The sequence below is a fragment of the Olsenella sp. An270 genome (assembly GCF_002159735.1).
GTDB lineage: Bacteria > Actinomycetota > Coriobacteriia > Coriobacteriales > Atopobiaceae > Thermophilibacter.
In genome coordinates this window covers 32,256-58,123 of the sequence record NZ_NFJF01000002.1, presented here as the reverse complement: position 1 = coordinate 58,123, position 25,868 = coordinate 32,256, and the positions used below count along the sequence as shown (strand labels likewise).

19 protein-coding genes are annotated in these 25,868 nt (G+C 61.7%); 5 read left to right on the top strand and 14 right to left on the bottom strand.

Annotation, left to right across the window (positions count from 1 at the left end; all coding sequences use genetic code 11):
• Nucleotides 1–155: 155 nt before the first annotated feature.
• Nucleotides 156–659, bottom strand: coding sequence for an ADP-ribosylglycohydrolase family protein (locus B5F73_RS02570; protein WP_255376234.1), 504 nt, complete (start codon nt 657–659; stop codon nt 156–158).
• On the bottom strand, nt 660–1,400 hold the full coding sequence (locus B5F73_RS09210; protein ID WP_143803109.1) for a hypothetical protein: 741 nt from the start codon (nt 1,398–1,400) through the stop codon (nt 660–662).
• A 435-nt stretch (nt 1,401–1,835) separates the two neighbouring features.
• Between B5F73_RS09210 and B5F73_RS09470 the strand changes: the two genes are divergently transcribed.
• From B5F73_RS09470 to B5F73_RS02555, 3 genes are read left to right on the top strand one after another with little or no spacing between them, the layout of a single operon-like run.
• Complete coding sequence (locus tag B5F73_RS09470) at nt 1,836–4,634, top strand: DNA methyltransferase (RefSeq protein ID WP_087226002.1); 2,799 nt, start codon at nt 1,836–1,838, stop codon at nt 4,632–4,634.
• Nucleotides 4,635–4,976: a DUF6508 domain-containing protein gene (locus B5F73_RS02560; protein ID WP_087225999.1), complete on the top strand. Its 342-nt coding sequence runs from the start codon at nt 4,635–4,637 to the stop codon at nt 4,974–4,976. It begins immediately after the preceding gene.
• 2 nt (nt 4,977–4,978) lie between these two features.
• A complete protein-coding gene (locus B5F73_RS02555; RefSeq protein ID WP_087225996.1) occupies nt 4,979–7,123 on the top strand; it encodes a DUF262 and DUF1524 domain-containing protein in 2,145 nt (714 codons plus the stop codon).
• A 230-nt stretch (nt 7,124–7,353) separates the two neighbouring features.
• Here the strand turns inward: B5F73_RS02555 and B5F73_RS09205 are convergent, their stop codons facing one another.
• The 3 genes from B5F73_RS09205 to B5F73_RS02545 form a co-directional block, all read right to left on the bottom strand.
• On the bottom strand, nt 7,354–8,772 hold the full coding sequence (locus B5F73_RS09205; protein WP_143803108.1) for a hypothetical protein: 1,419 nt from the start codon (nt 8,770–8,772) through the stop codon (nt 7,354–7,356).
• 63 nt (nt 8,773–8,835) lie between these two features.
• Nucleotides 8,836–9,156, bottom strand: coding sequence for a type II toxin-antitoxin system RelB/DinJ family antitoxin (locus tag B5F73_RS02550; RefSeq protein ID WP_087225993.1), 321 nt, complete (start codon nt 9,154–9,156; stop codon nt 8,836–8,838).
• A 139-nt stretch (nt 9,157–9,295) separates the two neighbouring features.
• Nucleotides 9,296–10,696 carry a hypothetical protein gene (locus B5F73_RS02545; protein WP_239379774.1) on the bottom strand — a complete coding sequence of 467 codons (1,401 nt, stop codon included), beginning with the start codon at nt 10,694–10,696 and terminating at the stop codon, nt 9,296–9,298.
• 150 nt (nt 10,697–10,846) lie between these two features.
• On the opposite strand from B5F73_RS02545, the gene B5F73_RS02540 reads away from it, so the two are divergent.
• The gene (locus B5F73_RS02540; RefSeq protein WP_087225990.1) at nt 10,847–11,311 is read left to right on the top strand and encodes a hypothetical protein; all 465 of its coding nucleotides are present in this window, start codon (nt 10,847–10,849) and stop codon (nt 11,309–11,311) included.
• A gap of 74 nt (nt 11,312–11,385) precedes the next feature.
• Here the strand turns inward: B5F73_RS02540 and B5F73_RS02535 are convergent, their stop codons facing one another.
• A complete protein-coding gene (locus tag B5F73_RS02535) occupies nt 11,386–11,988 on the bottom strand; it encodes a PASTA domain-containing protein (RefSeq protein WP_158094742.1) in 603 nt (200 codons plus the stop codon).
• 300 nt (nt 11,989–12,288) lie between these two features.
• Nucleotides 12,289–13,743: a sodium:alanine symporter family protein gene (locus B5F73_RS02530; RefSeq protein WP_204206244.1), complete on the bottom strand. Its 1,455-nt coding sequence runs from the start codon at nt 13,741–13,743 to the stop codon at nt 12,289–12,291.
• A 602-nt stretch (nt 13,744–14,345) separates the two neighbouring features.
• Between B5F73_RS02530 and B5F73_RS02525 the strand changes: the two genes are divergently transcribed.
• Nucleotides 14,346–14,645 carry a hypothetical protein gene (locus tag B5F73_RS02525; RefSeq protein ID WP_087225984.1) on the top strand — a complete coding sequence of 100 codons (300 nt, stop codon included), beginning with the start codon at nt 14,346–14,348 and terminating at the stop codon, nt 14,643–14,645.
• Nucleotides 14,646–14,902: 257 nt separating this feature from the next.
• On the opposite strand, the gene B5F73_RS02520 is transcribed toward B5F73_RS02525, so the two are convergent.
• The 7 genes from B5F73_RS02520 to ssnA all read right to left on the bottom strand — a co-directional run bounded on the left by B5F73_RS02520 (nt 14,903) and on the right by ssnA (nt 25,849).
• Nucleotides 14,903–15,850, bottom strand: coding sequence for a DUF2971 domain-containing protein (locus B5F73_RS02520; RefSeq protein ID WP_087225981.1), 948 nt, complete (start codon nt 15,848–15,850; stop codon nt 14,903–14,905).
• Nucleotide 15,851: 1 nt separating this feature from the next.
• On the bottom strand, nt 15,852–16,448 hold the full coding sequence (locus B5F73_RS02515; RefSeq protein WP_087225978.1) for an RloB family protein: 597 nt from the start codon (nt 16,446–16,448) through the stop codon (nt 15,852–15,854).
• Entirely contained in the window at nt 16,441–17,787 is a 1,347-nt protein-coding gene (locus tag B5F73_RS02510) for an ATP-binding protein (protein ID WP_087225975.1), read from the bottom strand. The genes B5F73_RS02515 and B5F73_RS02510 overlap by 8 nt, the downstream gene beginning before the upstream one ends.
• 598 nt (nt 17,788–18,385) lie before the next feature.
• A complete protein-coding gene (gene xdh / locus B5F73_RS02505; RefSeq protein WP_087225972.1) occupies nt 18,386–21,160 on the bottom strand; it encodes a selenium-dependent xanthine dehydrogenase in 2,775 nt (924 codons plus the stop codon).
• A gap of 11 nt (nt 21,161–21,171) precedes the next feature.
• Nucleotides 21,172–21,384 carry a 4Fe-4S binding protein gene (locus B5F73_RS02500; protein ID WP_087225969.1) on the bottom strand — a complete coding sequence of 71 codons (213 nt, stop codon included), beginning with the start codon at nt 21,382–21,384 and terminating at the stop codon, nt 21,172–21,174.
• A 67-nt stretch (nt 21,385–21,451) separates the two neighbouring features.
• Complete coding sequence (ygfK, locus tag B5F73_RS02495) at nt 21,452–24,448, bottom strand: putative selenate reductase subunit YgfK (RefSeq protein WP_087225966.1); 2,997 nt, start codon at nt 24,446–24,448, stop codon at nt 21,452–21,454.
• Nucleotides 24,449–24,505: 57 nt separating this feature from the next.
• Entirely contained in the window at nt 24,506–25,849 is a 1,344-nt protein-coding gene (gene ssnA, locus B5F73_RS02490) for a putative aminohydrolase SsnA (RefSeq protein WP_087225963.1), read from the bottom strand.
• Nucleotides 25,850–25,868 lie beyond the last annotated feature (19 nt).

Sequence of the window (25,868 nt, the reverse complement as noted above, 5' to 3'; positions counted from 1 at the left end):
AATCATATGATTACACAGTATAGTACGCAACGAGCTACGGATGCGCATTGAAACGCTAGTCTCAACCAAGAAGGACTCGCGAGCAATCTTGAGCGCGACATGCGAGGCGGTCGTAGTTTCAGGCGTCCGCAAAACGGAGTTATTATCGCTCGCCCTCAGAACAGGCAGCTCTCGATGACGTCCTTGCCCCGCAGCTTGTCGAGCCACTTGGCCGGAATCCCCTCGATGCCGTAGACGATGCCGGCGAGCGCGCCGGCGACGGCGGCCGTGGTGTCCGTGTCGTCCTCGAGGTTCACCGCGGCGAGTGCGCACTCGGCGTAGCTCGACGTGTTGGCCAGGCACCAGAGCGCGGCGTCGAAGGTGTGGCGCACGAAGCTGCCGGAGCGAATCTCGTCCACGGGCCGCGCGGCGACGTCGCCCGCCACGTCCGCCGGGCTCGCGCCCGCGATGAGGTCCCGCGCGATGTGCACCATGGCGACACACGCCTCCGTGGACGTAGGATGCGCATGCGTGATCGCGGAGACGGCGCGCGCCTCGTCGTCGGTGGCGTCGGTGAACGCGAGCGGGACCGTGCGCATGAGCGAGCCGTTGCCGTTGTCCCACTCCTCCGTAAGGCCGTGACCGCACTCGAGCGCCTCGCGTGTGGCGTTAGATGCGATTCATTCTTCTGATTTCGCATACGTCTTCTCATACAGCTTACGATTAACAACGTACGAAGCGAACCCATCTTTTCCATTACTCTGTACGGGCCCCACGTCGGGAGTGTACATGCAGCCTGATTGATCGACGATATAGTTGACTAACTCTTGCGTAGTTTGCCAGAGTTCTGCCATCTTGGATTTTGTAAAAAGCAATCCAATACTGTGCTGATTAATTCGGGTGCTTGGTGCAGGAACCACCTGCGAGCTCTCTCCAATCAGCCACATTCGTGGATCGGGAACAAGCGCATCTTGAACGTAATTCTTCTTGTAATGAATCAAAGCGTCGCGCACATCTAGAACGTGCTGAAATGAGCTCCAGAGTACATTTTCCTTTGTCCCCACAGGAAATCGAATCTTCAGCACCTTCTTGATTTTGTCGCTGATGCTTTTTCTAAGAAAAGGTGCTAGGCGAGCCTCTCGTACATCTTCGCTAACACTTGGACAATACGGATACTTCGCCACATCGTTCTCACGAATAATGCTATTAAGTGTTGCCTCCATATAAACGCACATCAGAGCTAGCGCCGTGAATCCATGGGCGAAATTATCTTCAAATGATTCATCATCGAGAGTCATAATTACATTCTCAGATTTGTCTTGAGACAACGGTTTTACGTTACTCTCGCTTAGTTTTTCAATTTCAAATTCGACAATTCTTTTTGCAAGTATCTCGACATTCAGATGATAGCCAACCGTCATGTCTCCCCCCCTCTGAAGCAACGAAATAACTGTGATTCTCGCGCATGCTAATCGTGAAAAGCCAAAAAAGCTGAGGACTACTCGTAAGAATAGCAATTTTAATTGTGTTGCTAGTTTGACATCAGAGCAATATATTCCCACTCGAAGACCAAATTTAGAGAAGCGAGGCGTTCACCTGTTATCGATATAATCGTCTTTATAGATTTCTCAAGCACATTAAAGAGGTCCTTCAATCAAAAGACTCTGGCACAAAAACCAGGATTTGCGACGAACTCGCTGTTTACCGCCGCATGCCACTCGTAGCAGGAGAGGAGAGACCGTGAGCCTCGACCTCTTAAGTTACATCGAAATTTGAAGCTCCGTAACTGTAGCCCTAGCACCGTATAATGGTTGCGGGAAGAGTCGAAGTACCATTTGAGATTGTAGGTAGATAGCATGGCGGGGACCAAACGCGACGCCGAGGCGTTCGCAAAGCGATGGGCCGGGCGCGGCGACGAGAATCAAGAGACGCAGCTCTACTGGATTGACCTCTTCCAAAGCGTGCTCGGGCTCGAGGACGCGCTCGAGCGGCTCAAGTTCGAGGAGCCCGTGGTCACTGACTCAGGCTCCAAGCACGCGGGCTTCATCGACGTGCTCATCCCCTCGGCGTCGGCCCTCGTGGAGCAGAAGTCACTCGGCGTCGACCTCGACAAGCCGGAGCCGCGCCAGGGCCGCATGGTGACGCCCGCCGAGCAGGGGCGCGGCTACGCCGTGGGGCTGCCGCTCAGCCGTCAGCCGCGCTACGTCATCACCTGCAACTTCTCCACCATTCGCGTCTACGACCGAAACTCCGACCCGCTCTGCACCCACGACCCCCAGCTCGAGATTGAGCTCGCGGACCTCCCCAAGAACATCGCAGCCCTGCAGTTCCTCAAGGGCGCCGGCGAGGCGCCGGCCAGCGTGGCGCGGGCGGTCTCCGTGGAGGCGGGCCGCATCATGGGGCAGATCCACAACAGGATCGCCCCGCTCTACCACGATCCCGACAGCGAAGAGAGCCACCACGCGCTCTCCGTGCTCTGCACCCGCCTCATGTTCCTCATGTTCTGCGAGGACGCCGGCCTCATCGAGCCGGGACTCTTCCAGCGCTACGTCGCGGCGAGCGACGCCGCCCACCTGAGGCGTGCCCTCCTCGACCTCTTCGCCTGGCTCGACACCGACGACGAGGCGCGCACCGACGAGTACCCCGACGAGCTCATGGCCCGCTTCCCGTACATAGACGGTGGCCTGTTCCGCGAGAAGATTGCGATTCCGCAGCTTGACGAGACCGTCCGCACCGAGATCCTGGTCTCCGGCTGCCAGGAGTTCGACTGGTCGGGCGTCGACCCCACGGTCTTCGGCTCCATCTTCGAGGGGGCGCTCTCCCATGACGCCCGTCGTGCGGGCGGCATGCACTACACGAGCCCCGAGAACATCCACAGGGTCATCGACCCGCTCTTCCTAGACGACCTGAAGGCGGAGCTCGATGACATTCTCGCCAAGCAGAACCCTTCCGCTCGTACGCGCGCCCTGCGTGCTTATCACGACAAGCTTGGATCGCTCACCTTCCTCGACCCAGCATGCGGCTCGGGCAACTTCCTTACCGAGACCTACGTGTGCCTCCGCCGCCTGGAGAACCGTGTGCTCATGGAGCTCCAGAAGGACGGCCAGACGTCGCTCGCCTTCGAGGACGTGGCGGAGAGCCCCGTCAAGGTGACGCTCGCCAACTTTCACGGCATCGAGATCAACGACTTCGCGTGCTGCGTGGCGAGAACCGCCCTTTGGATAGCGGAGAAGCAAGCCGACATCAACACGGCAAAGGTCGTCCAGCGCGTCTACAACGAGCTTCCGCTCAAGGAGTACGACACTGTTCGAAAGGGCAACGCCCTGCGCATTGACTGGAACGATGTGGTCCCCGCCGAAGAGTGCGACTACATCATGGGCAACCCGCCGTTCATCGGGCAGTATACAAAGACCGCCGAACAGACCGAGGACGTCAAGCTCGTATGGGGGATGGACTACGACGGGTACCTCGACTACGCAACCTGCTGGTACAAGAAAGCGGCGGAGTTCCTGATCAAGCCCGGGGCTTCTTTCGCCTTCGTCTCGACCAACTCAATCACGCAGGGACAACCCGTTCCCGCCCTCTTCAAACCGCTAATTCGGATGGGCTGGTTCATCTTGTTCGCACACCGGACGTTCGTCTGGGACTCCCAGGCTGAGGACGAGGCACACGTGCACGTGGTAATTGTCGGCCTCTCCAGGAATTCGGCCAAGCGAACCCTGTTCACCCATCCTAAGGATGCTGAGACAGTAGTCGAGCACCCTGAGAACATCAACGGCTACCTCATCGGAGCCCCCGACGTTTTCGTCGAGAAGCGCATGAGGCCTTTGTGTCGAGACCTGTCGCCGATGATGATTGGGGGCAAGCCCGCCGACGGCGGATTCTTCCAGATTAAGACCAGGGAAGAGCTGTGCCCCGTCCTCGCCGACCCCATCGCGGCAAAGTACGTCCGTCGGTCGCTCGGTGCGCAGGAGCTAATCAACGGTAAGGAGCGCTGGTGCCTCTGGCTCAAGGACGCCCCCGCGCAGGACATCGCCTCGTCGCCCGTGCTCCGCGAACGAGTCGAGGGGGTACGTGAGTTCCGGCTTGCGTCGCGCAAGGCTGCCACGCGGAAGATGGCGGATACCCCCTGGCTTTACGGCGAGGTTCGCGAGGCCTCTGGCCCGTTTCTCTGCATCCCGCGGCACTTCTCAGGCGGCAGGAAATACTTTACGGCGCAGCGTTGCGAGCAGGGAGAGATAGCGACCGACGCGTGTTTCTTCGCCGATGACCCCGATGGCCTCCTCTTCGCCGTGATCTCCTCCCTATCGTTCATGGCGTGGCAGAAAGCCGTAGGCGGCGAGCTCAAGAGCGACTGTCGCTTCTCCAACACCATCGTCTGGAACAACTTCCCACTTCCCGATCTCACCGACGAACGAAGAGACGCGATCATAGCCGCGGGCTCCGCGGTCCTTGAGGTGCGGTCGAACTATAAGGGGGCGAGCTTGGCGCAGCTCTACAAGCCCGGTGACGAGTTCCTTTACGGCAGGCTCTTCTCGGCACACAAGCTGCTCGACGCAGCAGTCGAGGCGGCCTACGGCGTTGACTTCAGCGGCGACGAGGAGAAGATCGTCGCCCACCTGTTCAAGCTCTACGCGGAGAGGGTCGGTAGATAGATGTACGAAAGCATCACGCGTTACATCGACGCGTTCGACGACTGGGAGAGCACGGAGGAGCCCGGTCGCGTCATCTCCGAGTTCCTAGGCGACCTCGAGAGGGTCGCTGACCACCACTACACGGACACCCTTGAGCGATTCGGCCTCGAGTGGTCTGCGGGGAGCATGAGCGGGGCCAACCTCACGGACGCCCCAGCCGAGCTCGCTGTCGCTCTGCTCACGGCGGCGTACCGCGCCGACCACTTCAGCAACGGCATCCTCGAGAACGAGTTCATCCCGAACGGGCTCGTGTCCCGCTGCCTCAGGCGGCTGCGCGAGCTCGACCCCAAGAAAGGTCGCTGAAAATGAAGGCAGTGGAGGCCCGCTTCCTCGATCTCCTCGGATCGAACCTCACTCAGTTCATCATCCCCGTCTACCAGCGCGTCTACTCGTGGGAGGAGCGCGAGGCACGAGAGCTTTGGGGCGACGTCATGCGTGCCGGCAGAAACGGGGCGGAGCACTTCATAGGCTCGTTCCTCTACACCCCCCAGGAGGACTCGACCGCGACCTCGCTCAAGCGGAAGCTCCTCATCGACGGCCAGCAGCGCATGACCACGCTCTCCCTCATGCTCGCCGCCTTCTTCGGGTGGCTCGAGGAGGACGAGGGCCGCGGTGCGTTCCTCACGGACGTCAAGGTGTCGGCGCTGCGGAAGCGCTACCTGTACAACGACGACGACTACATGGGGGACTCCCGCTACAGACTCGTGCTCTCGCAGGACGACAGGGCCACGCTCTTCTCGATTGTCAGCAAGTCCCCGCTGCCGGCCAACCCAGCGCGCAGGATCGTAGAGTGCTACCAGTTCTTCTGCAATAAGGTGCGGGCGAAGAGCTTCAACGCGGCCGCCTTCTGGTCCGGCGTGAGCAGCCTGCTCATCATCGACACCGAGCTCAGCGCGGAGCGGGACAACGCACAGCTCATCTTCGAGTCCATGAACTCGAAGGGCAGGCCCCTGTCCCCGATCGACCTCATCCGCAACTACATCCTCATGCGCCTCCCTGCGGACAGGCAGACCCTGCTCTACGAGAGCTACTGGCGCCCCATCGAGGGGCTCTTCGGGCGGGAGAATGAGAACGAGTTCAACGCGTTCGTGTGGTACTGGCTCTGGCTCAAGATCCCGAACCGCCGCCCCAAGGAGGACGAGGCATACGACGAGTTCAAGTGGTACTGCCAGGACGAGGGGCTTGAGGCGGACCCGGAGGGGCTCCTTATCGACCTCAGGTCCTACGCCGAGCGCTACGCGAAGATGTTCCTCCATACCGAGGAGGACCCGGACCTGGCCGGCGCTTTCGAGCGGCTCGATGCCCTCGGGGTCAAGCCCGTCCGCCCCCTCATGCTCTCGCTCTACGCCCTGTACGACGCGCATCGCCTGGTCAAGAAGGACTTCCTCGACCTCTGCGGCTACCTCGAGTCGTTCCTGTTCCGCCGCGCCGTCGTCGACAGGTACACGACCGGCCTCAACAACTACTTCGCCGGCATGTACCGCGACCTCGAGCAGGTCGAGAGCCCGAGGGAATACGTCCTCGCCATGCTGCTCGCCCACGACGCCAGGATGACGGCGTACTTCCCGACCGATGGGGACTTCGTCGAGGCGCTGAGGACGCGGAACCTCTACAGCAGGTTCTCCAAGGGGAGGTACTGCCTCGAGCAGATCGAGCGCTTCCACAACCCCAAGGAGCCCCTGCCGGCTGCGCTCCAGATCGAGCACATCATGCCCCAGAGCATCGACGGCTCCGCGGAGTGGAAGGCGATGCTGGGGCCGGACTGGGACCAGGACCACGCCGAGCTCTGCGACACGCTCGGCAACCTCACGCTCACGGGATACAACCAGGAGTACTCGAACTCCCCGTTCGAGACCAAGCTCAACCTTCCCGACCACGGGTTCAGGTCGAGCAGCCTGTTCCTGAACAAGTTCGTGGCCTCCCGCGATGCATGGGACAGGAAGGCGATCGAGGAGCGCGCGAGGCTCCTGTCGGCCGACGCGGTGAAGATATGGCCGTACCCCTCCGTCGCGCCCGAGGTCGTCGAGAGGTACCGCCCGAGCCTCAAGAAGCCGAAGGGCAGCGAGTGGACACTCGCCGCCGACCATCCGCTGCTCGCCAAGGGCGGCGTGTGCGAGCGCCTCTTCGAGGAGGTGCGCGAGGCGGTACTGGAGGCACACCCCGACTGGGAGATGTACGTGAAGAAGTACTACGTCGGCTTCAGGTCGGGCGGGAACCTCCACATGGTGATCGAGGGACGGTCGACCAACGGCGGCTGGCTGGGCATCGGGCTCGCGCGCCCCGTCGACGAGCTGGCTGACCCAGAGGGGATGTGCGCCGACAAGACCTTCGGCCCCGGCATGCCCACGAGGGTGGACATAACGGACGCCGGGCAAATCCCTGCGCTTCTCGACCTTTGCAATCAATGCTGGATGCCTCATCGTTCGACGAGTATTGATTCACCCCGATGAGTGAATTCACATTTCAGCATCTACTGGAACGAGTATTAAGCTACAGAAAATGGATTTGCTCCCTCGACTTCCCCAATTCCGGAAGCGGTTACTCAGCTGTTCACACTTGCCAACGTCAATGGTTCTACTGAAGCGCTGTTCCTTGTCCAGCTTACGATCTAGCTGTCTTTATTGTTATTTTATATCTCTCATTTGTCCAGCACAGTAGAGAGTCTGGCTCTTGTTACGCACTAAACTGCAACATGAAGACCAAACTGGTCATTGATTGCCTTCTGAATTCCTTTGTCGGAAATGCCAAGATATCTCAGCTGCATAGCAAGAACCAGATAACCAAGATAAACCAGGTCGAGAATTGCAACTCCCTCAAAATCCTTGTCGATATTCCCGTGAGCAAAATTGTTCCTCTGCCCGGCAAGGCGTTCGCCAATTTTGGAGTATTTGAATTCTTCTCCGTTCAGATCGTAGAGCCTTTTTCCAAACACTTCTATCACCGGGCTAAACTGCTTGGCCGCATGAATCACCTTCGACTGAAGATTGGTGAAACCGATGCTGAGTTTTGCCCTCTTCAGCGCTTGCTTGGTTTCTCCCGTACTTGACTCGATTTCTCTATCTATTATTTCTAACGCTTGTTTCTCGCCCTCCAGACGAACGTCCTTCTTTGGCACTCCGTCCGGATAGAGACGCTGAAACTCCCATTCAAATGCTGCAGTAACTAAAACAAACCTAGAAGCATCTATTACATGCTTATCTTTATTAGCGCGAGGAAGGTGCCTGAGGTAGATAGAATTTGAACTAACATCTTGGAATAGTTTCTCTTCATTTCCCTCAAGTTTATCCAACGTCAAATAACGTCCTTTGGATAGGTGGGTCACATCAAAATCAGGCATCTGTTCCGTAAGCTTCATCTCGGCAAAACTTCGATACTTTCCGTTTTCCACACGATGGCCGAGTCGACCGCTCAAGAGCCCGACGTCACTTTGGTTAGTCATAAAGCCGAGGAAACGCTTCGCTTGGTACCACAACTCGAGAAGAAACGAATAGTCAGACGTCTCTTCGAACTCGAACGAGAGACTCGAGGAGAGCGTTATGGGTGGATTCTCGATATTGTGGCTTATCGTCCAGCCAACAGAAAAGTAGACGCAGACTTCTTTTCCGCCAACTTCAACCTTGAACCGTTTAGATGTTGTTGAATCGAAGTCAGACGTAGTTATAGAAACGACCCCGTTATTCTGCGCTTCATCCCAGTTAAAATCACTCTTCCATGCACGATTGACAGGAAAGACGTAGTCGATACAAGTACCGAATAATGACAGGCGACTTGCCGTTGCGCACCTCGTGGCCCTTTTTATTATAGATATAACCGTGACAATGAGAGTGCAATCGACACTATTGATGTAAGACCCAATCTGAGTTAAGAATACGATGCCTCCCTGAAGCTCATGACATCGACCTTCAAGAAATGATTCCTCCATGAGCAGTGGATCACCATTAACATAAACTCCAGGACGCACTGCCTTCATCAGCCATTCGTGCTGAATTACTTCTTTGTCTCTCTCATCCGGATAGAGCCTCAGCTCGCCTTGCTTGTATACAAACCGGAACACAATGTCCCGATAACTCAACTCTCCGGTGTATGTTTCGGATTCCATGAGTCACTCCGCCTAAATCGTCTTCACTCCTCGGCGAACAGCAGTTACATCCTCAGCGTCCCGTTATGATTTCCCATTCACTTCGCTGCGAACACAAACCCCTTCCTCATCGAGCAAAGCAACTGCCTCCTTGACGGTGTGATAGGAGCCTGAGAGGTTCCTGCCCGTCACAGCATCATCCATCGCAGCAAGAGTCTCTTGGCTAAACCCGTAGGGATTGGACGGATCAAACGGGAAGCCCCCGCGACGGTTGAACGCAGACACGAACATACGGATTGCGTTGCTCGGAGAGGTGCCAATCTCATCACAGATCATGGAGAAGCGGTCCTTCTCGTCCTTGCGAAGCTTTGCAGAGATGGACTCGGTCGCAGCTGCGGTGGCCATGGATACTCCTTACTACAACCTCCTACTTTGTCGTACATTGTATACCCAAGGATATTGCGTCCGAATCCCATATGTTTAGTCATCCGTGAGTCCGGCCAGTATGGTTGCCAGCGGAGAGCGCCTCGCCCAGATACACCCCCTACATCCGCACAAGGAGCAGGGGCACATCAGCAAACAGCTCTGGCTCGCTGTACTGGTAGCCGTTTGCCAGCGTCTCCGTCCGCATCGCAATCACCTCGTAGGGAGGAGCGCTGTCGACGTCCTCGGCGGCGGGGTTCTTCTCGACCCGATAGAGCGTGGGCGCAAGGCCGCCCGGCGTGACGCCCAGCTCCGCAAGGCCCGTCTGCGGGTCCTGGTTGTCATACGCCAACCTGATGTTAAACCAACCTTTGTCCCGCACGCTTTCCGGCAGACGCGCAAAGAGGTCTGGGGCCACCGCTAGGCTATAGGCCTCAAAGGCCCCCGGTGCGAACTCGCGCTCGTCAAAGCGCTCGAGGCTCCCACTCTCCTGGAGTTCCTCCAGCGAGACGGGACTCTCCACGGTCTCCAGCTCCACATCACCCGTGCGCAGACGCACGCCGCACTCGTCGGAGGTGACGTAAACGCCCTTGCCCACGGGGAACCACTCCACGATGAGCCAGCTGCCAATGTCATCGGCACCCGTATCACTATCGTCAAAGGGACTGAGCTCGCCGAGCTTGCCGTTCTCCGCGTCGCTGAGAACGGCGGCGTCGGTGTCTTCGGGCACCCCATCGCGACACCCGGCCTGGTAGACGACCACCCGCGTCTCCGCGTCCCCGTCCGTCAGAGGAAGCAGCGCGCGGCACGCCCCCTCGATGGGCGCCACCCACGCGGGCGTCTCGGGAACGTCTGTCGGGAAGCCGTCCGCGTAGTCCGCGTCCGCACCGGAGAGCTCAATCTCAACGTACGGCACACCCAGGCTGACGCGCAAGGCCTCCTGCTCGAAAAAGCTGTCGTCGCCCGTGTAGCGCGCGTAGAAGAACGAGGCGCTCTGCTCCACGGTCGTCTCGACCTCGCCGTTCTTCTCGCCAGCTTGATCCTCCGGCCAGTAGTACGTCGAGATGCACCCCTCAAAGAAGCCGTCCTCCTCAAGCGGGACGCCGTTCACAGTCACGGATGCAACGTCGCAGCCCGCGTCCCCCAGGCGCTCGCAGCAACCCTCGAGCTCCTCGCGGAAGCGCTGCTCGTAGGCCGCCGTGATCTCGTCCTGCTGCCGGTTGTCGCCAACGACGCCGTCCTCAAAGTCCACGAGCACCGTCTGACCGTCGCTCATGGTGCAGAACGCCTGGCCGGACGACTGGTAGCCAAACAGGACGTACGACCGGTCCTCCCAGACGTCGACCACGAGGGCGTCGTCACCGTACTTCTCGGCGTAATACCGCTCCGCCTGCCTGGCAACATCCTCCTCGTCGAACTCCCCCAGGTTGCCGCAACTCCCGAGGGCAAGAACGGTCACTATGGCGAGAAGAACGAGCGGGGCGAGCTTGCGGCGCAAAATCGGGGCGGTGGCATACGTCATGGGGAACCTCCCGCGCGAGGGGGATTGTAGCCCCATTGTCGCAGAACGCGTGCAGTAGCGGGCTATGAACGACGTGGGGCGCGAACTCATATAATCAGACACGAGGCGAATCGAAGCGACGCTGGGAGACGACTAGATGAGGAACGTGGCATGAACATCGAAGTCATAGCCGATGGCGTCATCCGCGACGAGAATCAGAATTGGGTCTATTACATCGACACCGAGCGTGTGAACGAGCTCAATCTGAAGCGCTGCGGCAAGTGGATGTATATGACCGCCGATCTCGAGCACGCTGAAAAACTGGTTCGCGAGGCTGTCATCACGGGTGCGGTCATCGAGGCGAAGCGCAGCACGGCTGCTCACATGGCGCTGTCGCGCAGTGGCACGGGTGTCTGCTGTTTCTATCTGAACGGCGACGATGCCAAAGCGCACCACCGTGCGATTGAGTTTCTGCTGGGACATAACCTCGTGAGACGCACCAAGGCCGGACGACTCTATAACGTCTCGTTCAAGTTCGACGAGCAGACGAGAGCCGGCGAATATGGCGATGACTTCCACGCGAAGATCTGTCTCGCAGACTTCGTCGACCTCGACACAGGCGAGTTCCTCACATAGGTGAATGAAGCCGAATAGAATATCAGCTGACCTCATAAGAGGCCGGGCGCTTTTTTGTGCTACTCGCTTTGCATCTAGCTTGACGCAGACACGTCGTAGGTGCCACCGGATGCGGGACACGTGTGCAGTATCGCCGAGAACGGTCCTGTGCCGGTGACCTCGTAGTAGGTCGCGACGCCGTCCTCGGGGCCGTCGATGCTGGTCACTTCGAAGTCGTGCTCCTCGAGGTCCTCGAGCGCCTCTTCGACGGGATAGCCGCGCACGCCGGGGATGTTGCGCGTCTGGGGGCCGTTGTCGACCGTGTAGGGATTGGCGCCGAGCGAGACCGTGAGCGTGACGCAGGCGCCCTCCGGGGCGTAGCCCGACGGGCGCTGCGCGGCGACGTGACCGTCCGTGTAATAACTGCTCCAGTCACTCACAGTGACGACGCTGAAGCCCTCGTCCTCGAGAGCTGTCACGGCCTCCTGCACGGTGTCGGCGGTGACGTTGGGCACGCGCATGTAGGTCGGCTGGGGCGGTTCCTCTGGCTCTGGCGCCTCGGTGTTCCCTACGGCAGTAGCGGTCACGGCGGTCTGCGTCGGCTCGCTCTCGGGAGCCTTGGGCGCGACCGAGCACGCCGTGAGCACACATGCGAGGACGCCGGCGAGGATGGGCGCTACGATGTGACGCTTGGTCATGGCAATCGCTTCCTTCGGATCAGGGTGGCTTGACGCAAGTCTACCCGCCGCATCGCATGCGACGTGCGGCGCGCCGTCGATTGGTGAGAGGCGTACGGGTTGCGGGAGCTCTTTTCCCATAGACGTCACCGCTGCTGCGTCGGCCGGCGTGCGTCCAGGGCGGCTGCGGTTACCGCCTGCCCGCGCATGGCATCATATGCATAGCGAATGTGAAAGACGGTCACCGGGAAAGGCTCCCGACGGCCGCCCTCTTGTATTTCGTACATCCAAAGGTACATCCGGCAACCACTGACCGGCGAGCTATTCGTCGCGCGTCTGCTCGCTTTCACCATCCCTAAACACCAGCATCCCGCTGTAGTCCGTGTCGCGCGGGCGTCGGCGGTCGGGATCGCGGAAGAAGTCCGCCGCAAGCCGGCGGATCACGGGCGAGAGCGCGATCAGCGCGATGAGGTTCGGGATCGCCATGAGGCCGTTGAAGCAGTCGGCGAACTCCCACACCACGTCGAGGTTGGTCACGCAGCCCGCGAACACCATGGCGACGTAGGCGACCTGGTAGACGCGCACGGCCACGCGCTGGGCGCGGCTCTTGCGGAAGAGGTACTCGACGCACTTCTCGCCGTAGTAGTACCACGCGATGAGCGTGGCAAACGCGAAGAGCATGAGGCCCACGGTCACGATGTACTGGCCGCCGGGGATGCTCTGCCCAAAGGCCGCCGAGCTCATGGCGCCCTCGGACATCATGGGGTCGGCATGCCACAGCCCCGAGGTGATGATCACGAGGCCCGTGATCGTGCACATGACGATGGTGTCGAAGAACACCTCGAAGGTGCCCCACAGGCCCTGGCGGGCGGGGTGGTCGGTGTCGGCCGAGGCATGCGCGATGGGCGCCGAGCCCATGCCCGCCTCGTGGGTGAACACGCCGCGCGACATGCCCACGCGGCACGCATACATGACCGTGGCGCCCAAAAAGCCGCCCGTGGCGGCCGTGCCGGTGAAGGCGTCGCGGAAGATCTGGGCGATCGCGGCGGGGATCTCGCCGGCGTTGACCACGAGCACCGCCGCGGCGCCGAGCAGGTAGAAGATGGCCGCGAAGGGCACGAGTTTCTCGGTAATTTGCGCGATGCGGGTGATGCCGCCGATGAGGACCAGTCCCGCAAGCAGCGCCACCACAGCGCCGATGACGGGCAGCGGCACCCCGAAGGTGGCGTTCACGCTGCCGGCAAGCGAGTTGGCCTGCACGCTCGCACCGATGCCAAAGGACGCGAGGAAGCCGAAGGCGGCGAACAGCATCGCGAGCCAGCCAAGCCCTAGGCCGCGGGAGATGTAGTACATGGGGCCGCCCACGATCTCGCCGCGCTCGTTGCGGGTGCGGTAGGCCACCGAGAGCGTGACCTCGCAGAACTTGATGACCATGCCAGCCAGCGCGGAGAGCCACAGCCAGAAGATCGAGCCCGGACCGCCCGTGGCCACGGCAAGCGCCACGCCCACGATGTTGCCGGTGCCGAGCGTCGCCGCGAGCGCGGTGCACACCGCCTGGAAGGGCGAGATGGTGCCCTCCCCCGCCTCCGACGGGTCGGGGCGCTGGAAGAGCGTCTTGGTGGTGTAGCGCATGACCACGTTGAAGCGCGTGAACACGACGCCGCGGGTGACGAAGAGCAAAAACACGCCGGTCCCGAGCATCAGCACGACCATGGGGACGCCCCACAGCACGTTGTCGTTCAGGGCGGTGATGGCGGACATGAAGAAGTCGAACATGGAGGGCCTCTCGACGGGGCGCGGGCAGTTTCAGCTACACAAAGGGTAACTTTGCCCTACCTGTGTTTCCGTAGCGTGACGGGAGCGTTGATTGATGGGCAGCGCTTGAAGCGCCGCGTTCTTCTCGGCTGCAAGATTATTCTCCGCAGAATAATTCTCAGCAGAATAATCTTGTCCTCCACGCTCCGATAGGGTTTTACCGCCACTGGCGGTAAAGATTTGGCGGTAAAGTCGCGAGCGTCGCGAACTCCTGGCCCTCGCTGTCCACAAGCGCTTCTTCCAGCAAGCCATTTTGACGGCGACTATGCCGTTCGCTGTCCCCGACACCCATTGTGCGGACGCGCGACGCAACGATTTGCACCCAAGGCAACTTGTCTACCGGTGACACACGAAACCCGACCGTCTGTCGATAGAGATTCGAACCATATGTCCTTCTCAACTGTCTTGAGCTGGGAACGCAGCTACGTGGAAGACAACTGCAAGACAAGGCCTACCGCCTCCGTGCTAGGGTCTTACCCCTCAATGGAGGCACGGAGGCTTCATGAGGAACTACCTCAAGAGCTTGAACGCGAGCGCGCTACACTTGAAGAGAAAGGAACGACATGGTTGGAGGACTCGTCATGGACGTCTCGTCGGCGCAGGCAGCAGCAAAGAGAGCGGTTGAGATTCTCGTGGAGCTCATCCCGGAGGCCAGGTACGCAGCTCTCGAGGGCATCGAGTTGAGCGAGGACGAAACCAGCTGGCGCGTCGTTGTTGGTTACGTCCTCGGAAGCGATCTTCCGGCAACGGCCCTTGCAGGACTCACTACAAGCCCAAAGTCACTGCGCACCTATAAGACGCTCATCCTCGACAGAGCTACGCTCGAGCTCAAGAGGATGGAGCCCTACCATGAGCCGGCGTAAAGTTGCGCTCGACACCAACGTATTCCTATAGTTTCTGCGTGAATGCAGCTAGCCGTCCTTACCAACAGCGTTTGTCGGCATGGTTCATCTGGCACGTGGGGAATTGGCGCGGTGCACGGGTCGGCTACGCAGCATCAAACCGTCGCTCTTCTCGCCTGAATGCCGATGCTGCACCCTCGAGCTCCTAAGAAACTTTAAATATTTTCTGAGGTCAAGGCCACTCGATATACTCTGTGAAAACATCGTTCGTGTGTAACTCAGTATCTCACGGGAATGTTCGACTGCTCAACCGCGGCTCGATAGCCACAGCTCTTCAGCATCTCCTCAACGACCTTTTTCTGCACAGCCTTCTGATCATCGCTTCCAAGACTCGGTCCAAGCGTTATCCGAGAAACAACAGCCCTGTCAAAGTTGAGGGAGACATAGGGAACCACGTATCCGGCACAGGTTCTGTACTCAACACGCACCCCAGATTCAAGCTTGTTGTACACGTTGACGAACAAGCGCACCTCCTTCTCGTGGGAAAAGCAGGCGTACTTAAAGACAGGCTTCAGATTACTGAGTAACGTTCCGATGTGATATCTAACGTGTCCCCCATAGCCCTGTTCGTAGTTCTCATACAAATCGAGGAGTGCCCTCTCGATTAGCTCAAGCTGCTCTCTTTCGTCATATATCACCTTCACCATGAGCGCCATCATGGTTCCGTCTTGGTTTTGGCGTGAGCTGAGAGAATTCAGCAAGTCGCGAGAAGAGACTCCTATATTCATCCCCTCATATCGGTTGCCCTTGGAATAGTAGTTCCACATTGCCAGCGCGTCAGGGTCCTCAGAAAAAGAGGTGACGTACGTCTTGAACTCATCTCTCACCGGACGAGTCTTTCCGCTTGCCGTATAGAGGATAAGCCCGGTGCGGTTGGGACGAACATCTCTGATCAATTCGTAGAAACTCTCGTCAATTCTCCCAGCGGCCTTAAGCTCGTCGCAGGCCTGGGCGAACCGAATTACGGGCAGCGTCCCCTCGGAAGCGTCGTTCAAACAGTCAATCCTGCTCGCCCAGAGGCATAGGCCTTCTTCGCCCAAGAGGATGGGATTGACGTTCCCCAGTGAGGAGTAGTGATACACCTCACCGTCGTAAAGCTTGAGCTGCCACACGGTCTCAAATTCAAGCTTCTCCGTAAACCCATCAAGAAGGCTTCTCGCAATCAACCTATACTCCTAGCAAACTCTCCGCCAACTTGAACGCATCCGTCATCCCGGGCCCGGGTAACTCATCCGCACGGGCAACGCGCTTCTCTCTCGCGTTTGCTATCGCACCCCTCACGTCTTCGAGCGAGAACTGCGTCGGAGTCAGGCGCTTATCGTACCCGGGCATGTGACGTTTAAGGGCAGCGTCGACCTTTGCCGCTGTCGTGCATCCGTTGGCTTTCTCAAAATGCATGACGAGGAACAGCTCGAACTTTGGATTGCTCACTGCGAGGTGGAAACCCGGATGACTGTCACACCACTCGAGAAGATCACCGAGCTCGCCCTCGTAGTCATCTACGTCCACGACAACCCACGCCTCATCTCCATCCCTAAGCTCCTCGGACCCGATTTCCTTCTGGAGTCTCTTGAGAACCGCTGCGGGATTTCTCCTTGAAGGATGGACGTTTTTCGGATACTTCACGGAGGCACGGGCATCCTTGAAAACCGCCATACGGAAGTAGTCTCGCTCGGTGGCACCCTCGGCTGAGACCCAGCAGACGGGGCGATAGGCACGCCGCCCCGTCTGCCTTACCAGCGTATTGTTCTTCCTCTTACCCATGGTCGGACACCTCACCCAGCATCGGGATACCGCCGAAGCGCCCCTCGAGGTAGCTCTTGATCAGGTCCTTGTCAAAGCGAATCCCCTCGAAGTCGCTCAGGGCAACAATCTGGGACCGCCCATCTGACCCTCGCTGGGCGATGTACATCTCGTCCCTGCGCATGAGCGACTGGTCCATGAGAAGAAGGTCGTGTGTCGTAAAGAGGAGCTGCTTTCGCTTGTCGGGCCCGCACGTCGCGAGAAAGTCCTCTATGAGACGGGAGGTGAGCATGGTGTGAAAGCAGCGGTCAAGCTCGTCCACCACAAAAACCTTTGAGCCGTGTGAACCACTCTCGCCAGAGAGGTCGAACAGCATGGGGAGTAGGCCCATGAGCCTCTGGGTTCCGGAGGACTCCGCGCTTAGTCCAAAAGAGTGCTCCTCGCCGTCGGGGCCACGATGAAGTGTTCTAAGCCTCTGGACATCCGGCCGGGAATCGCCGCCGCGAACCGAGAGCATCTCGAACCCGTAGTCGCCGGGAGCCCTGTCGACAACGACGGTGATAGTCTCATCCTCCTTGAGCTCCGATGCCCTCTTGAGCAGACGAGCGTCGGGTGGGAGGGCATCAACTTCAACCCGTTCTCCAACCAAGCCACATATCCCCGTGTCCATTCGCGAGAGCGCCTCACCCGCATATCGGAGGAAGTCCTCGCGGTCGGTCGCTGCCGTGGCAAACGACCAGGCCTGCGACTCAACACCCACCAGCTCGAGAGTCTCGGCAAACCACCCAAAAGGCTCTCTTAACTCATCAATGTTTTGGGAGAATCCCGCCCCGAGAAAAACCTGATTACTTCGAGTGCTCTTTGCGGCGTACAGTACGTGATCGGGGTCGCTGAAAAGCTCTCTGTTGAGCTGGAAACGCTCATCGCGAGATGCGTCGCGCTCATAAACGTCTATCGATTGGCCTTCTTTGACTATCTCAAGGCATTCATAGGAGACGGAGAAGCGCGTAGCTTCAACCACAAGCCGATACGTCGTCCTCCCGGCAAGGAAAGTGATGTCGAACATCGTCGGACTCATCGAAGACTGAGAGTCAAGCATGAAAGGCCGAATGGGAAGCAGACCGTCCACCCCAGGATCAGTAAGGACCATCTCGCGAAGCGCAGCGAGCCCCTTGAAGAGGGCAGTCTTTCCGGAAGAGTTGCCGCCGTACACGGCAGCAACTGGGAGGATCTTCTTGCTCCGAAAGCCCGGAAGCTCCGAGCGAGTCTCCCCATGCTGCCGCTCAAGCGAGGAAATCATACTGAGGGAAGCTTCATCACGATAGGACATCCAATTGCTCAGAGTGAAGTTCAGCAGCATCTGTATCCCTCCTCAATACAGCACTGAATGTGATATTATCACATTCAGTGCTGTATTGCTTTATACGGACAATCGTTTCGCGAATTGTGATGTACGGTAAGCTTGGAAATGAAGCGGCCTCCGACCTGAATCCTCTTTCATCCAAGAAGAATAATCGGAAACAAAAGTCACCCTGGGCTCTCTGCCACAAGGCGCGCTCTCGATGCTCGAGTTTGTCGAGGAGATCGGCGGGAGTCTCACGAATCTTGCCCAAGCACCGCTCGAGGCGGTAATGAACGAGAAAAATGCCGCACATGCCGACGCCGCACGTCCGGCGAACGGAGCCGCAAGGAGCAGACTCCGCGAGAGCAGACTCGAGGCACGGGATGGAACGAGCGACGGGCGCGAGCACGCCCAACAGCGAGAAAAACGGGGCGCCTGGCATCCATCGCGTTAGAACGGACAGAATCGGGCGGTTTTCTCGGCCTTTTGTCCGTTTTGACGCGATGGATGCTCAGGCGGGCGGGCGGCCGGGCAAGCGAGGAGCCGAGAAGAACGAGGGCCCGCCGGGCATGGCAAACCGGCGGGCCCTCTGCAAGGGATGTGCGAGGAAGCGGAGCTACTTCTCGCGTGCGTAGTACGAGTGACGCAGCGGGAGCTCGGTCTGGAGCTCGCCGGTGAGGGCACGGTAGGCGTTCTGGACCGCGGGCGCGGTGGGGATCGTGGCGATCTCGCCGATGCCCTTGGCGCCGTAGCCCACGTCGAGCAGCTCGTCCTTCTCGACGTAGATGGCGTTGATGTAGGGGATGTCCGGCGCGCGGAAGAGGCCCAGCATGCCAAACTTCACCTGCGGGACGCAGTCCTCCAGGTCAAAGCGCTCGGTGAGCGCGTAGCCCATGCCCATGAGCACGCCGCCCTCAATCTGGCCCTGGATGGCGATGGGGTTCACCACCTTGCCGGAGTCGTGCGCAGCGTGGACCTCGGTCACGCGGCCGTCGTCGTCCAGGATCACCACATGCGTGGCGTAGCCGTAGGCCACGTGGCTCTTGGGGTTGGGCACGTCCGCGCCGAGCTTGTCGGTCTTCTCGAGGTACTCGTAGGAGAACTCGCGGCCCTCGAGGGCGGCCAGCGCGGCCACCGGGTCCTGCGCGTGGTAGCCGGCGCCCGGGCCCACGTAGGGTGTGCCGTCGGCGTACTCCACCACAAAGCCGTCGCCGTGGGCCACCACGGGCTCCGTGCCGGTCTCGGTCCCCTCCTCCACCGCGAGCATGGCGTCGCGTAGCAGGAACGCCGCGCCACGCACGGCCTCACCGGTGATGAGGGTCTGGCGCGAGCCCGAGGTGGTGCCGGAGTCGGGCGCGTTCTCGGTGGAGCACTCGCCGTTCACGATGTTTGCGAGCGGAAGTCCGGTGGCCTCGGCAACGTCCTGCAGGAAGACGGTGTTGCAGCCCTGACCGATGTCGGAAGTGGCGGAGTAGACCACGGCACGACCGTCCTCCACGCGGATCTTGCAGCGGCCGGCGTCGGGCAGGCCCACGCCCACGCCCGCGTTCTTCATCGCGCAGGCGAGGCCGGCGTGGCCGGGATGCGCCTCGTAGACGTCGCGCACCGCGAGCAGGGTCTCCTTGAGGGCGGTGGAGCGGTCGGCGATCTGGCCGTTGGGCAGGACCTTGCCCGGCTCGATGGCGTTGCGGTAGCGGATCTCCCACGGGGAGATGCCCACCTCGTCGGCGAGAAGGTCGATCAGGCTCTCGAGCGCAAACTCGCTCTGGCACACGCCGAAGCCGCGGAACGCGCCGGCGGGCGGGTTGTTGGTGTACCAGCCAAAACCGCGGATGTCGGTGTTCTGGTAGCAGTACGGACCCACGGAGTGCGTGCAGGCGCGCTCCAGGACCGGGCCGCACAGGCTCGCGTAGGCGCCGGTGTCGAAGTTGATCTCGCAGTCCAGGCCCACGAAGGTGCCGTCCTCGTCGCAGCCGAGCGTGAAGGTGCCCTCCATGTAGTGGCGCTTGGGATGGAAGTTGATGGACTCCTGGCGCGTGAGGCGCACCTTGACCGGACGGTTCACGGCGAGCGCGGCGAGTGCGGCCAGGTGCTGCACGGAGACGTCCTCCTTGCCGCCAAAGCCGCCGCCCACGAGCATGGTCTCCACGACCACGCGCTCCGGCGTGGCGTCCCAGCCGAGCATGTGGGCGATCTCCTTGCGGGAGTCGTAGGCGCCCTGGTCGGACGAGCAGACCTTCACGCCGTCCTTGTACGGGAAGGCCACGGCGCACTCCGGCTCGAGGAACGCGTGCTCGGTGAACGGCGTCTTGAAGGTGCGCGTCACCTTGTGCGCAGCGCCCGCGAGCGCCGCGGCAGCGTCGCCGCGGACCACGTGGCGCTGCTGGCAGATGTTGTTCTCGGGCGTGACCCAGTTGCCAAACGCGAGGTAGGGCTTGTGGAGCACAGGCGCGCCCTCGGCGCGGGCCTCCTCGATGGAGCGGACGGGCTCGAGAACCTCGTACTCCACCTTGACGGCCTTCTTGGCCTTCTCAAGCGTGGCGGCGTCCTCAGCCACCACCAGGGCAATCGCGTCGCCCACGCAGTGGGTGACGTCGCCCTCGGCCGTCATGACGTCCCAGTCGTAGAGCAGGTGACCGACCGCGTTCACGGGCACGTCGGCGGCCGTGAGCACGGCGAGGACGCCCGGCATGGCGCGGGCCTTCTCGGCGTCGATCTTGACCACGCGGGCGCGCGGGTACTTGGAGCGCACGGCGCTGGCGTAGGTGAGGTCGGGGAAGTCGCGCTCGTCGATGTCGTCGGGGTACTTGCCAAAGCCCAGGACCTTGCGGCGCACGTCAACGCGGAAGGCGCGCTTGCCCACGCCGTAGTCGTCGCCGCGCTCGAGCTCGGGGTCGATGCTCTTCTCGCCCCGCAGGATGGCGGCGGCGAGCAGGATGCCCTCGATGATCTTCTTGTAGCCGGTGCAGCGGCAGACGTTGCCGCGGATGGCCACTTTGACCTGGTCCTCGGTGGGGTCGGGCACCTTGTGGATGAGGGCCGCGCCCGCCATGACCATGCCGGGGATGCAGAAGCCGCACTGCACGGCACCCACCGCGCCGAACGCGTAGACGAAGGCCTCCTGCTCCTCGTGGGGCAGACCCTCCACGGTCACGATGTCGCGGCCGTTGGCAAGGCGCGTGGTGAGGACGCACGCCTTGGTGGCGCGATCGTCCACGAGCACGGTGCAGGTGCCGCACGCGCCCTCGGAGCAGCCGTCCTTGACGGAGGTGAGATGAAGCTCGTCGCGCAGGTAGCGAAGGAGCGGCTTGTCACATGTGACGACCTGCTCCTCGCCGTTGACGGTGAAGCGGTACTCGGCGGGTGCCTTGACGGCGGTTCCAGCTGCCATGGTCTCCTCCCCTACTGGGCCGGGGCGTAGATGCCCAGCGTGTCGTGGATGACGCCCTTGCGGCACTTGGTGGCGCACATGCCGCACGCGATGCAGAGCGCGTAGTCGATTGCCGCCTGCTTGTCCTCCACGCGCATGGCACCGGTGGGGCACGCGCGCTCGCAGAGGCGGCAGCCTATGCAGCCCTCGTCGGCGACCCAGATGCGCTTGAGCTCGTCGTCCATGTCTCTCCCCTCCTTGCGTACGAGACCCGCGGGCGAGAAGGACCTCGGCCCGCGGGTCGCACGAAAGCTACTTGGCCAGCAGGTAGGCGTAGTCGTCGCGGACCGCGGCAATGGTGAGGCGCACGTCCTCGGGCAGGCCGCAGGCGGCGTCGCTCACGTCGTAGGTGCCCTCGCCGGACGCCAGGCGCACGCGGACGCGTCCGTCGGGCAGCGGCAGGAAGCCGCGGTTCTCGCTCGCGTCCATGTCCTCCGCGCTCCAGAAGAGCGTGAGCTTGTCCTTGTATGGACGGCCGCTCCACGGGCAGAAGACGGCGCAGTTGCCGCACTCGTTGCACATGCCGTCCACGTGGACGACCTGCTGCTGCGCGAGGCCCGGCACCTTGATGGCAACGTTCGCGCGGTTGGGGCAGACGTCGCAACAGACCTCGCAGACGGTGGCGCAACCCAGGCAGCGGCTCGTCGTGCAGCCGGCGACGTCGAGGCAAATGTCGCCCTTGCGCGCCATGATGGCGTCGAGCTTGTCGGCGCGGACGTTCTGGGCGGCGTAGGCGTTGAAGTCGACGCCGGCCAGGTCGCGGGCCACGGCCTGCGCGTCGGCGATGGCCTCCACAAAGGTGGCCGGACCGCGACGGCAGTCGCCGGCGGCCCAGACGTGGTCCACGCCGGTAGCGGTGCCAGCCGGGCGGCCGCGGCGGTCAACCTCGACCCCCGCGCCCTCGTAGAGCCCACGCTCGATCTGCTCGCCAACGGCGCAGATCACGGCCGTGGCCGGAACGTCCATGGTGTCGCCCGTGGGCTCGGGACGGCGACGGCCAGACTCGTCCGGCTCGCCGAGGCGCATGACCTCACAGGCCAGCTGGCCGCCTGCCACGCCAATCGGGGCGAGAAGCTCGCAGAGCTCCACACCCTCCTCCAGGGCAAGCTGCAGCTCCTCCTCGTCCGCCGGCATCTCCTTCTTGGTGCGGCGGTAGACGATGCGCACGTTCTTGACGCCCTCGGCGCGCTTGGCCACGCGCGCGGCGTCCATGGCGGTGTTGCCGGCGCCCACGATCACGACGTCGGTGCCCAGGTCCATGGGCTCGCCGGACTTGGCGGCCTCGAGGAACTCCAGGACGTCGATCTCCTCACCGGCCTTGAGGCCCACCTTGCCCGGCGCCCACGCGCCCGTGGCGACCACGACGTCCGTGAAGCCCTCGTCGAAGAGCTCGGCCACGCTCGTGACCTCGCGGCCCATCTGGACCTGCGCGCCAAAGGCGAGGCAGAGCGCCACGTCCTTGTCGATGTCGTCGTCGGAGATGCGGAACTCGGGGATGACGTGGCGCGCCACGCCGCCGAGCTTGTCGGTGCGCTCGATGATGGTGACCTTGGCACCGGCGCGCGTGAGGAAGAACGCGGTGGCGAGACCCGCCGGGCCGCCGCCCACGACCGCCACGTTCTTATCGGCAGCAGAGGCGAGGCGAGAAGGACCAGCGGCGCGGAGCTTCTTCACGACCTCGTCGAACCCGCCGCGGGCAGCCGCAAGCTTGGACTCGCGGATGCGCGCGCCCTCGGGCTCGTAGAAGCTGCGCTCGCACTTGGCGCCGCAGGGGTGCGGGCAGAGGTTGCCGGTGATGTGCGGCAGGGCGTTGCGCTCGATGACGATCTGGAGCGCCTCGGCGAGCTTGCCCTCGTCCACGCGGGAGAGGTAGGCAGGGATGTCCTGCTGGATGGGGCAGCCGGTGCGGCACGGCGCGGTGAAGCAGCTCATGAGCGGGAGCTCGGCGTCGACCTTGTGAGGCTTGGCCGGCTTGATGGGCTTCTGGTAGTCCTTGCCGGAGGCGGTGCGGGAGGCCAGCGCGGTCACGGCATCAACGTCCACGTAGTCCAGGCGCTCGGCGCCGGCGAGAAGACCGGCGATCTGGGAGAAGCGCTCGTAGCCGCCGGGCTTGAGAACGTTGGTGGCCATGGTGATCGGCCAGATGCCGGCCGCGTAGAGCTCGCGGATGTTGCGCGCGTCGGCACCTCCCGAGTAGGAGATGCGCAGGCGGCCGTCAAACTGGCGGGCGATGCGGCGCGCGAGCTCGATCGTGAGCGGGAAGAGCGAGCGACCGGACATGTACATCTCCTCGCTCGGCAGCTCGCCGCGGGTCACGTCAACCGGGAACGTGTTGGTGAGCTTGACGCCAAAGGCGAGGCCCTTCTCGTCGCAGAGCTCGATCAGGCGCTCGAACATGGGCACGGCGTCGATCCACTGCAGGTCCTCGCGGAAGTGCGTGTCGTCGAAGACGATGTAGTCAAAGCCGAGCTCGTTCAGGCGCTCGCGCGCGAAGTCGTAGCCCAAAAGCGTCGGGTTGCACTTGATGTAGGTGTTCACGCCCTTTTCGGTGATGAGATAGGTGGCGATGCGCTCGATCTCGTCGGGCGGGCAGCCGTGGAGCGTGGACTCGGTGACGGAGTTGGAGACCTGCGGGGAGACCGAGTTGACGAAGTCTGCGTCCACGTTCTGGAAGCGGTCGAGGTTGGCGAGGGCCCAGTCGCGGCACTCGGCCCAGACCTCGGTGCCGGAGGCGTCCTTCATGCCCTCGATGTAGCGGTCGACCTTCTCGGACTTGATGCCCTCGAGGCTGTAGCCCACGGACATGTTGAAGACAAAGCCGTCCGGGTCTCCCAGGCCGTACTCGCGGGCGATGAGCTTGCAGGCCCACCAGGCCTTGACATACTCGGCGAAGGCGTCGGGCACGGTGAGCTCGGTGGACCACTCGCAGTTGTAGCACTCATCCTCGGCCACGATGCAGGGCTTGCTCACGCAGGCGGAGAGCTCCTCGCCGTCCATGACCTGGACGGTCTTGAGCTCAAAGAAGCGCGAGCCCGCCACGTAGGAGGCGATGATGTTCTGCGCGAGCTGGGTGTTGGGGCCGGCGGCCGGGCCAAAGGGGGTCTCAATCCTCTCGGCAAAGATCGCCTCGGCACCGCCCTCGTGGACGTAGGCCTTGCGCACGCCGAAGATGGCGCCTTGTGTCTCGTGCTCGGTCAGGACCCAGTCCATGACCTGCGCGAACGGGATCGGCCTCATGACGTCGCTCATTGTTGCTCCTCTCCTGCGGCGCGCGGACCCTCTCCCGCTCGCCGACCTCAGTTCGGTCTAGTACGTGCGCTCGTTCAGCGTGCCCCAGAGCTTCTTGGACTGCTCGAGGGTCCAGGCGTTGATGCGCTCCTCGTCGATGGCCACGAACTCGCGGTCCTTGTAGAGCACCTTGCCGTTGACGATCGTGGTGCGGCAGTTCTTGCCCATCATGCCGAAGAGCATGTGGCCGTCGATGTTCTCGTCCGAGAAGGGCGTGAAGACCGGGTAGTCCATCACGATCACGTCGGCCGCGGCACCGGGCGCCAGGACGCCGACCTCGCGCCCGAAGTAGGCGCTCGCCATGGCGGGGTTGTTCTGGAAGAGCATCGTCATGGCCTCGACCCAGCCCACGTTGGGCATGGCGGCGTTGTGGCGCTGGATGATGAGGAAGACCTTGAGGCTCTCGAGCATGTCGTGCGTGTAGGCGTCGGTACCCATGTGCACCGGGATGCCGCGGCGGAAGAACTCGAGCACCGGCGCGCAGCCCACGGCGTTGCCCATGTTGGACTCGGGGTTGTTGACGATGTGGGTGCCGGTCTCCTTGATGATGTCCATCTCGGCGGGCGTGACGTGGATGCAGTGGCCGAGCATCGTGCGCGGGCCCAGGAGGTCGTGCTGTAGCAGGCGCTCGATCGGCGAGATGCCGCCGCGGTTCCGCCGGCTGTCCCAGACGTCGTTCATGCCCTCGCAGACGTGGATGTGGAAGCCGGTGAGGCCATTGTTGGCCTCGGCCATCTTGTCCATCGTCTCGTCGGAGAGCGTGAAGGTGGCGTGCCCGCCAAACATCGCGGCGATCATGCCGGAGTCCTGCTTGGCGGCCCACTGTGCGAACTCGGCGTTCTCGGCGATCGCCTGGTCGCGCTTCTCGTCGCCGCGGCGGTCGGAGGTCTCGTAGCACAGGCACGCGCGGATGCCCGTCTCCTCGCAGACGTCCTTGATCGCAAAGAGGGAGCCCGGGATCTCGCAGAAGCTCGCGTGGTGGTCGAAGATCGTGGTCACGCCGTCGCGCAGGCTGTCCAGCACGGTGGCATAGGCGCTCGCGCGGGTGCCGTCGAGCGTGAGGTTGTCGTCGATCTTCCACCACTGCTGCTCGAGGTTCTCGAGGAAGTTGGTGGGGTTGCAGCCCTTGATGGCAAGGCCGCGGGCCAGGCCGGAGTAGATGTGGGTGTGGCAGTTCACCAGGCCCGGCATGATGACGCCGCCGTGGGCGTCCACGACCTCGGCCTCCGGGTACTTCTCGGCCAGGGCGGCGGCTTCACCGACCTCGGCGATCTTCTCGCCATCGATGGCAACGGCGCCGTTCTCGAGGTAAGCGTTGTCAGCGTCGCGCGTGATGACGCGACCGTTGGTGACGAGCAACATGACGTCTCCTATCTGTCCG

Coding starts and splice junctions, on each gene's coding strand:
- B5F73_RS09210 (WP_143803109.1), bottom strand. CDS start 1,400: ATGACGGTTGGCTATCATCTGAATGTCGAGATACTTGCAAAAAGAATT.
- B5F73_RS09470 (WP_087226002.1), top strand. CDS start 1,836: ATGGCGGGGACCAAACGCGACGCCGAGGCGTTCGCAAAGCGATGGGCC.
- B5F73_RS02560 (WP_087225999.1), top strand. CDS start 4,635: ATGTACGAAAGCATCACGCGTTACATCGACGCGTTCGACGACTGGGAG.
- B5F73_RS02555 (WP_087225996.1), top strand. CDS start 4,979: ATGAAGGCAGTGGAGGCCCGCTTCCTCGATCTCCTCGGATCGAACCTC.
- B5F73_RS09205 (WP_143803108.1), bottom strand. CDS start 8,772: ATGGAATCCGAAACATACACCGGAGAGTTGAGTTATCGGGACATTGTG.
- B5F73_RS02550 (WP_087225993.1), bottom strand. CDS start 9,156: ATGGCCACCGCAGCTGCGACCGAGTCCATCTCTGCAAAGCTTCGCAAG.
- B5F73_RS02545 (WP_239379774.1), bottom strand. CDS start 10,696: ATGACGTATGCCACCGCCCCGATTTTGCGCCGCAAGCTCGCCCCGCTC.
- B5F73_RS02540 (WP_087225990.1), top strand. CDS start 10,847: ATGAACATCGAAGTCATAGCCGATGGCGTCATCCGCGACGAGAATCAG.
- B5F73_RS02535 (WP_158094742.1), bottom strand. CDS start 11,988: ATGACCAAGCGTCACATCGTAGCGCCCATCCTCGCCGGCGTCCTCGCA.
- B5F73_RS02530 (WP_204206244.1), bottom strand. CDS start 13,743: ATGTTCGACTTCTTCATGTCCGCCATCACCGCCCTGAACGACAACGTG.
- B5F73_RS02525 (WP_087225984.1), top strand. CDS start 14,346: ATGGTTGGAGGACTCGTCATGGACGTCTCGTCGGCGCAGGCAGCAGCA.
- B5F73_RS02515 (WP_087225978.1), bottom strand. CDS start 16,448: ATGGGTAAGAGGAAGAACAATACGCTGGTAAGGCAGACGGGGCGGCGT.
- B5F73_RS02510 (WP_087225975.1), bottom strand. CDS start 17,787: ATGCTGCTGAACTTCACTCTGAGCAATTGGATGTCCTATCGTGATGAA.
- xdh (WP_087225972.1), bottom strand. CDS start 21,160: ATGGCAGCTGGAACCGCCGTCAAGGCACCCGCCGAGTACCGCTTCACC.
- B5F73_RS02500 (WP_087225969.1), bottom strand. CDS start 21,384: ATGGACGACGAGCTCAAGCGCATCTGGGTCGCCGACGAGGGCTGCATA.
- ygfK (WP_087225966.1), bottom strand. CDS start 24,448: ATGAGCGACGTCATGAGGCCGATCCCGTTCGCGCAGGTCATGGACTGG.
- ssnA (WP_087225963.1), bottom strand. CDS start 25,849: ATGTTGCTCGTCACCAACGGTCGCGTCATCACGCGCGACGCTGACAAC.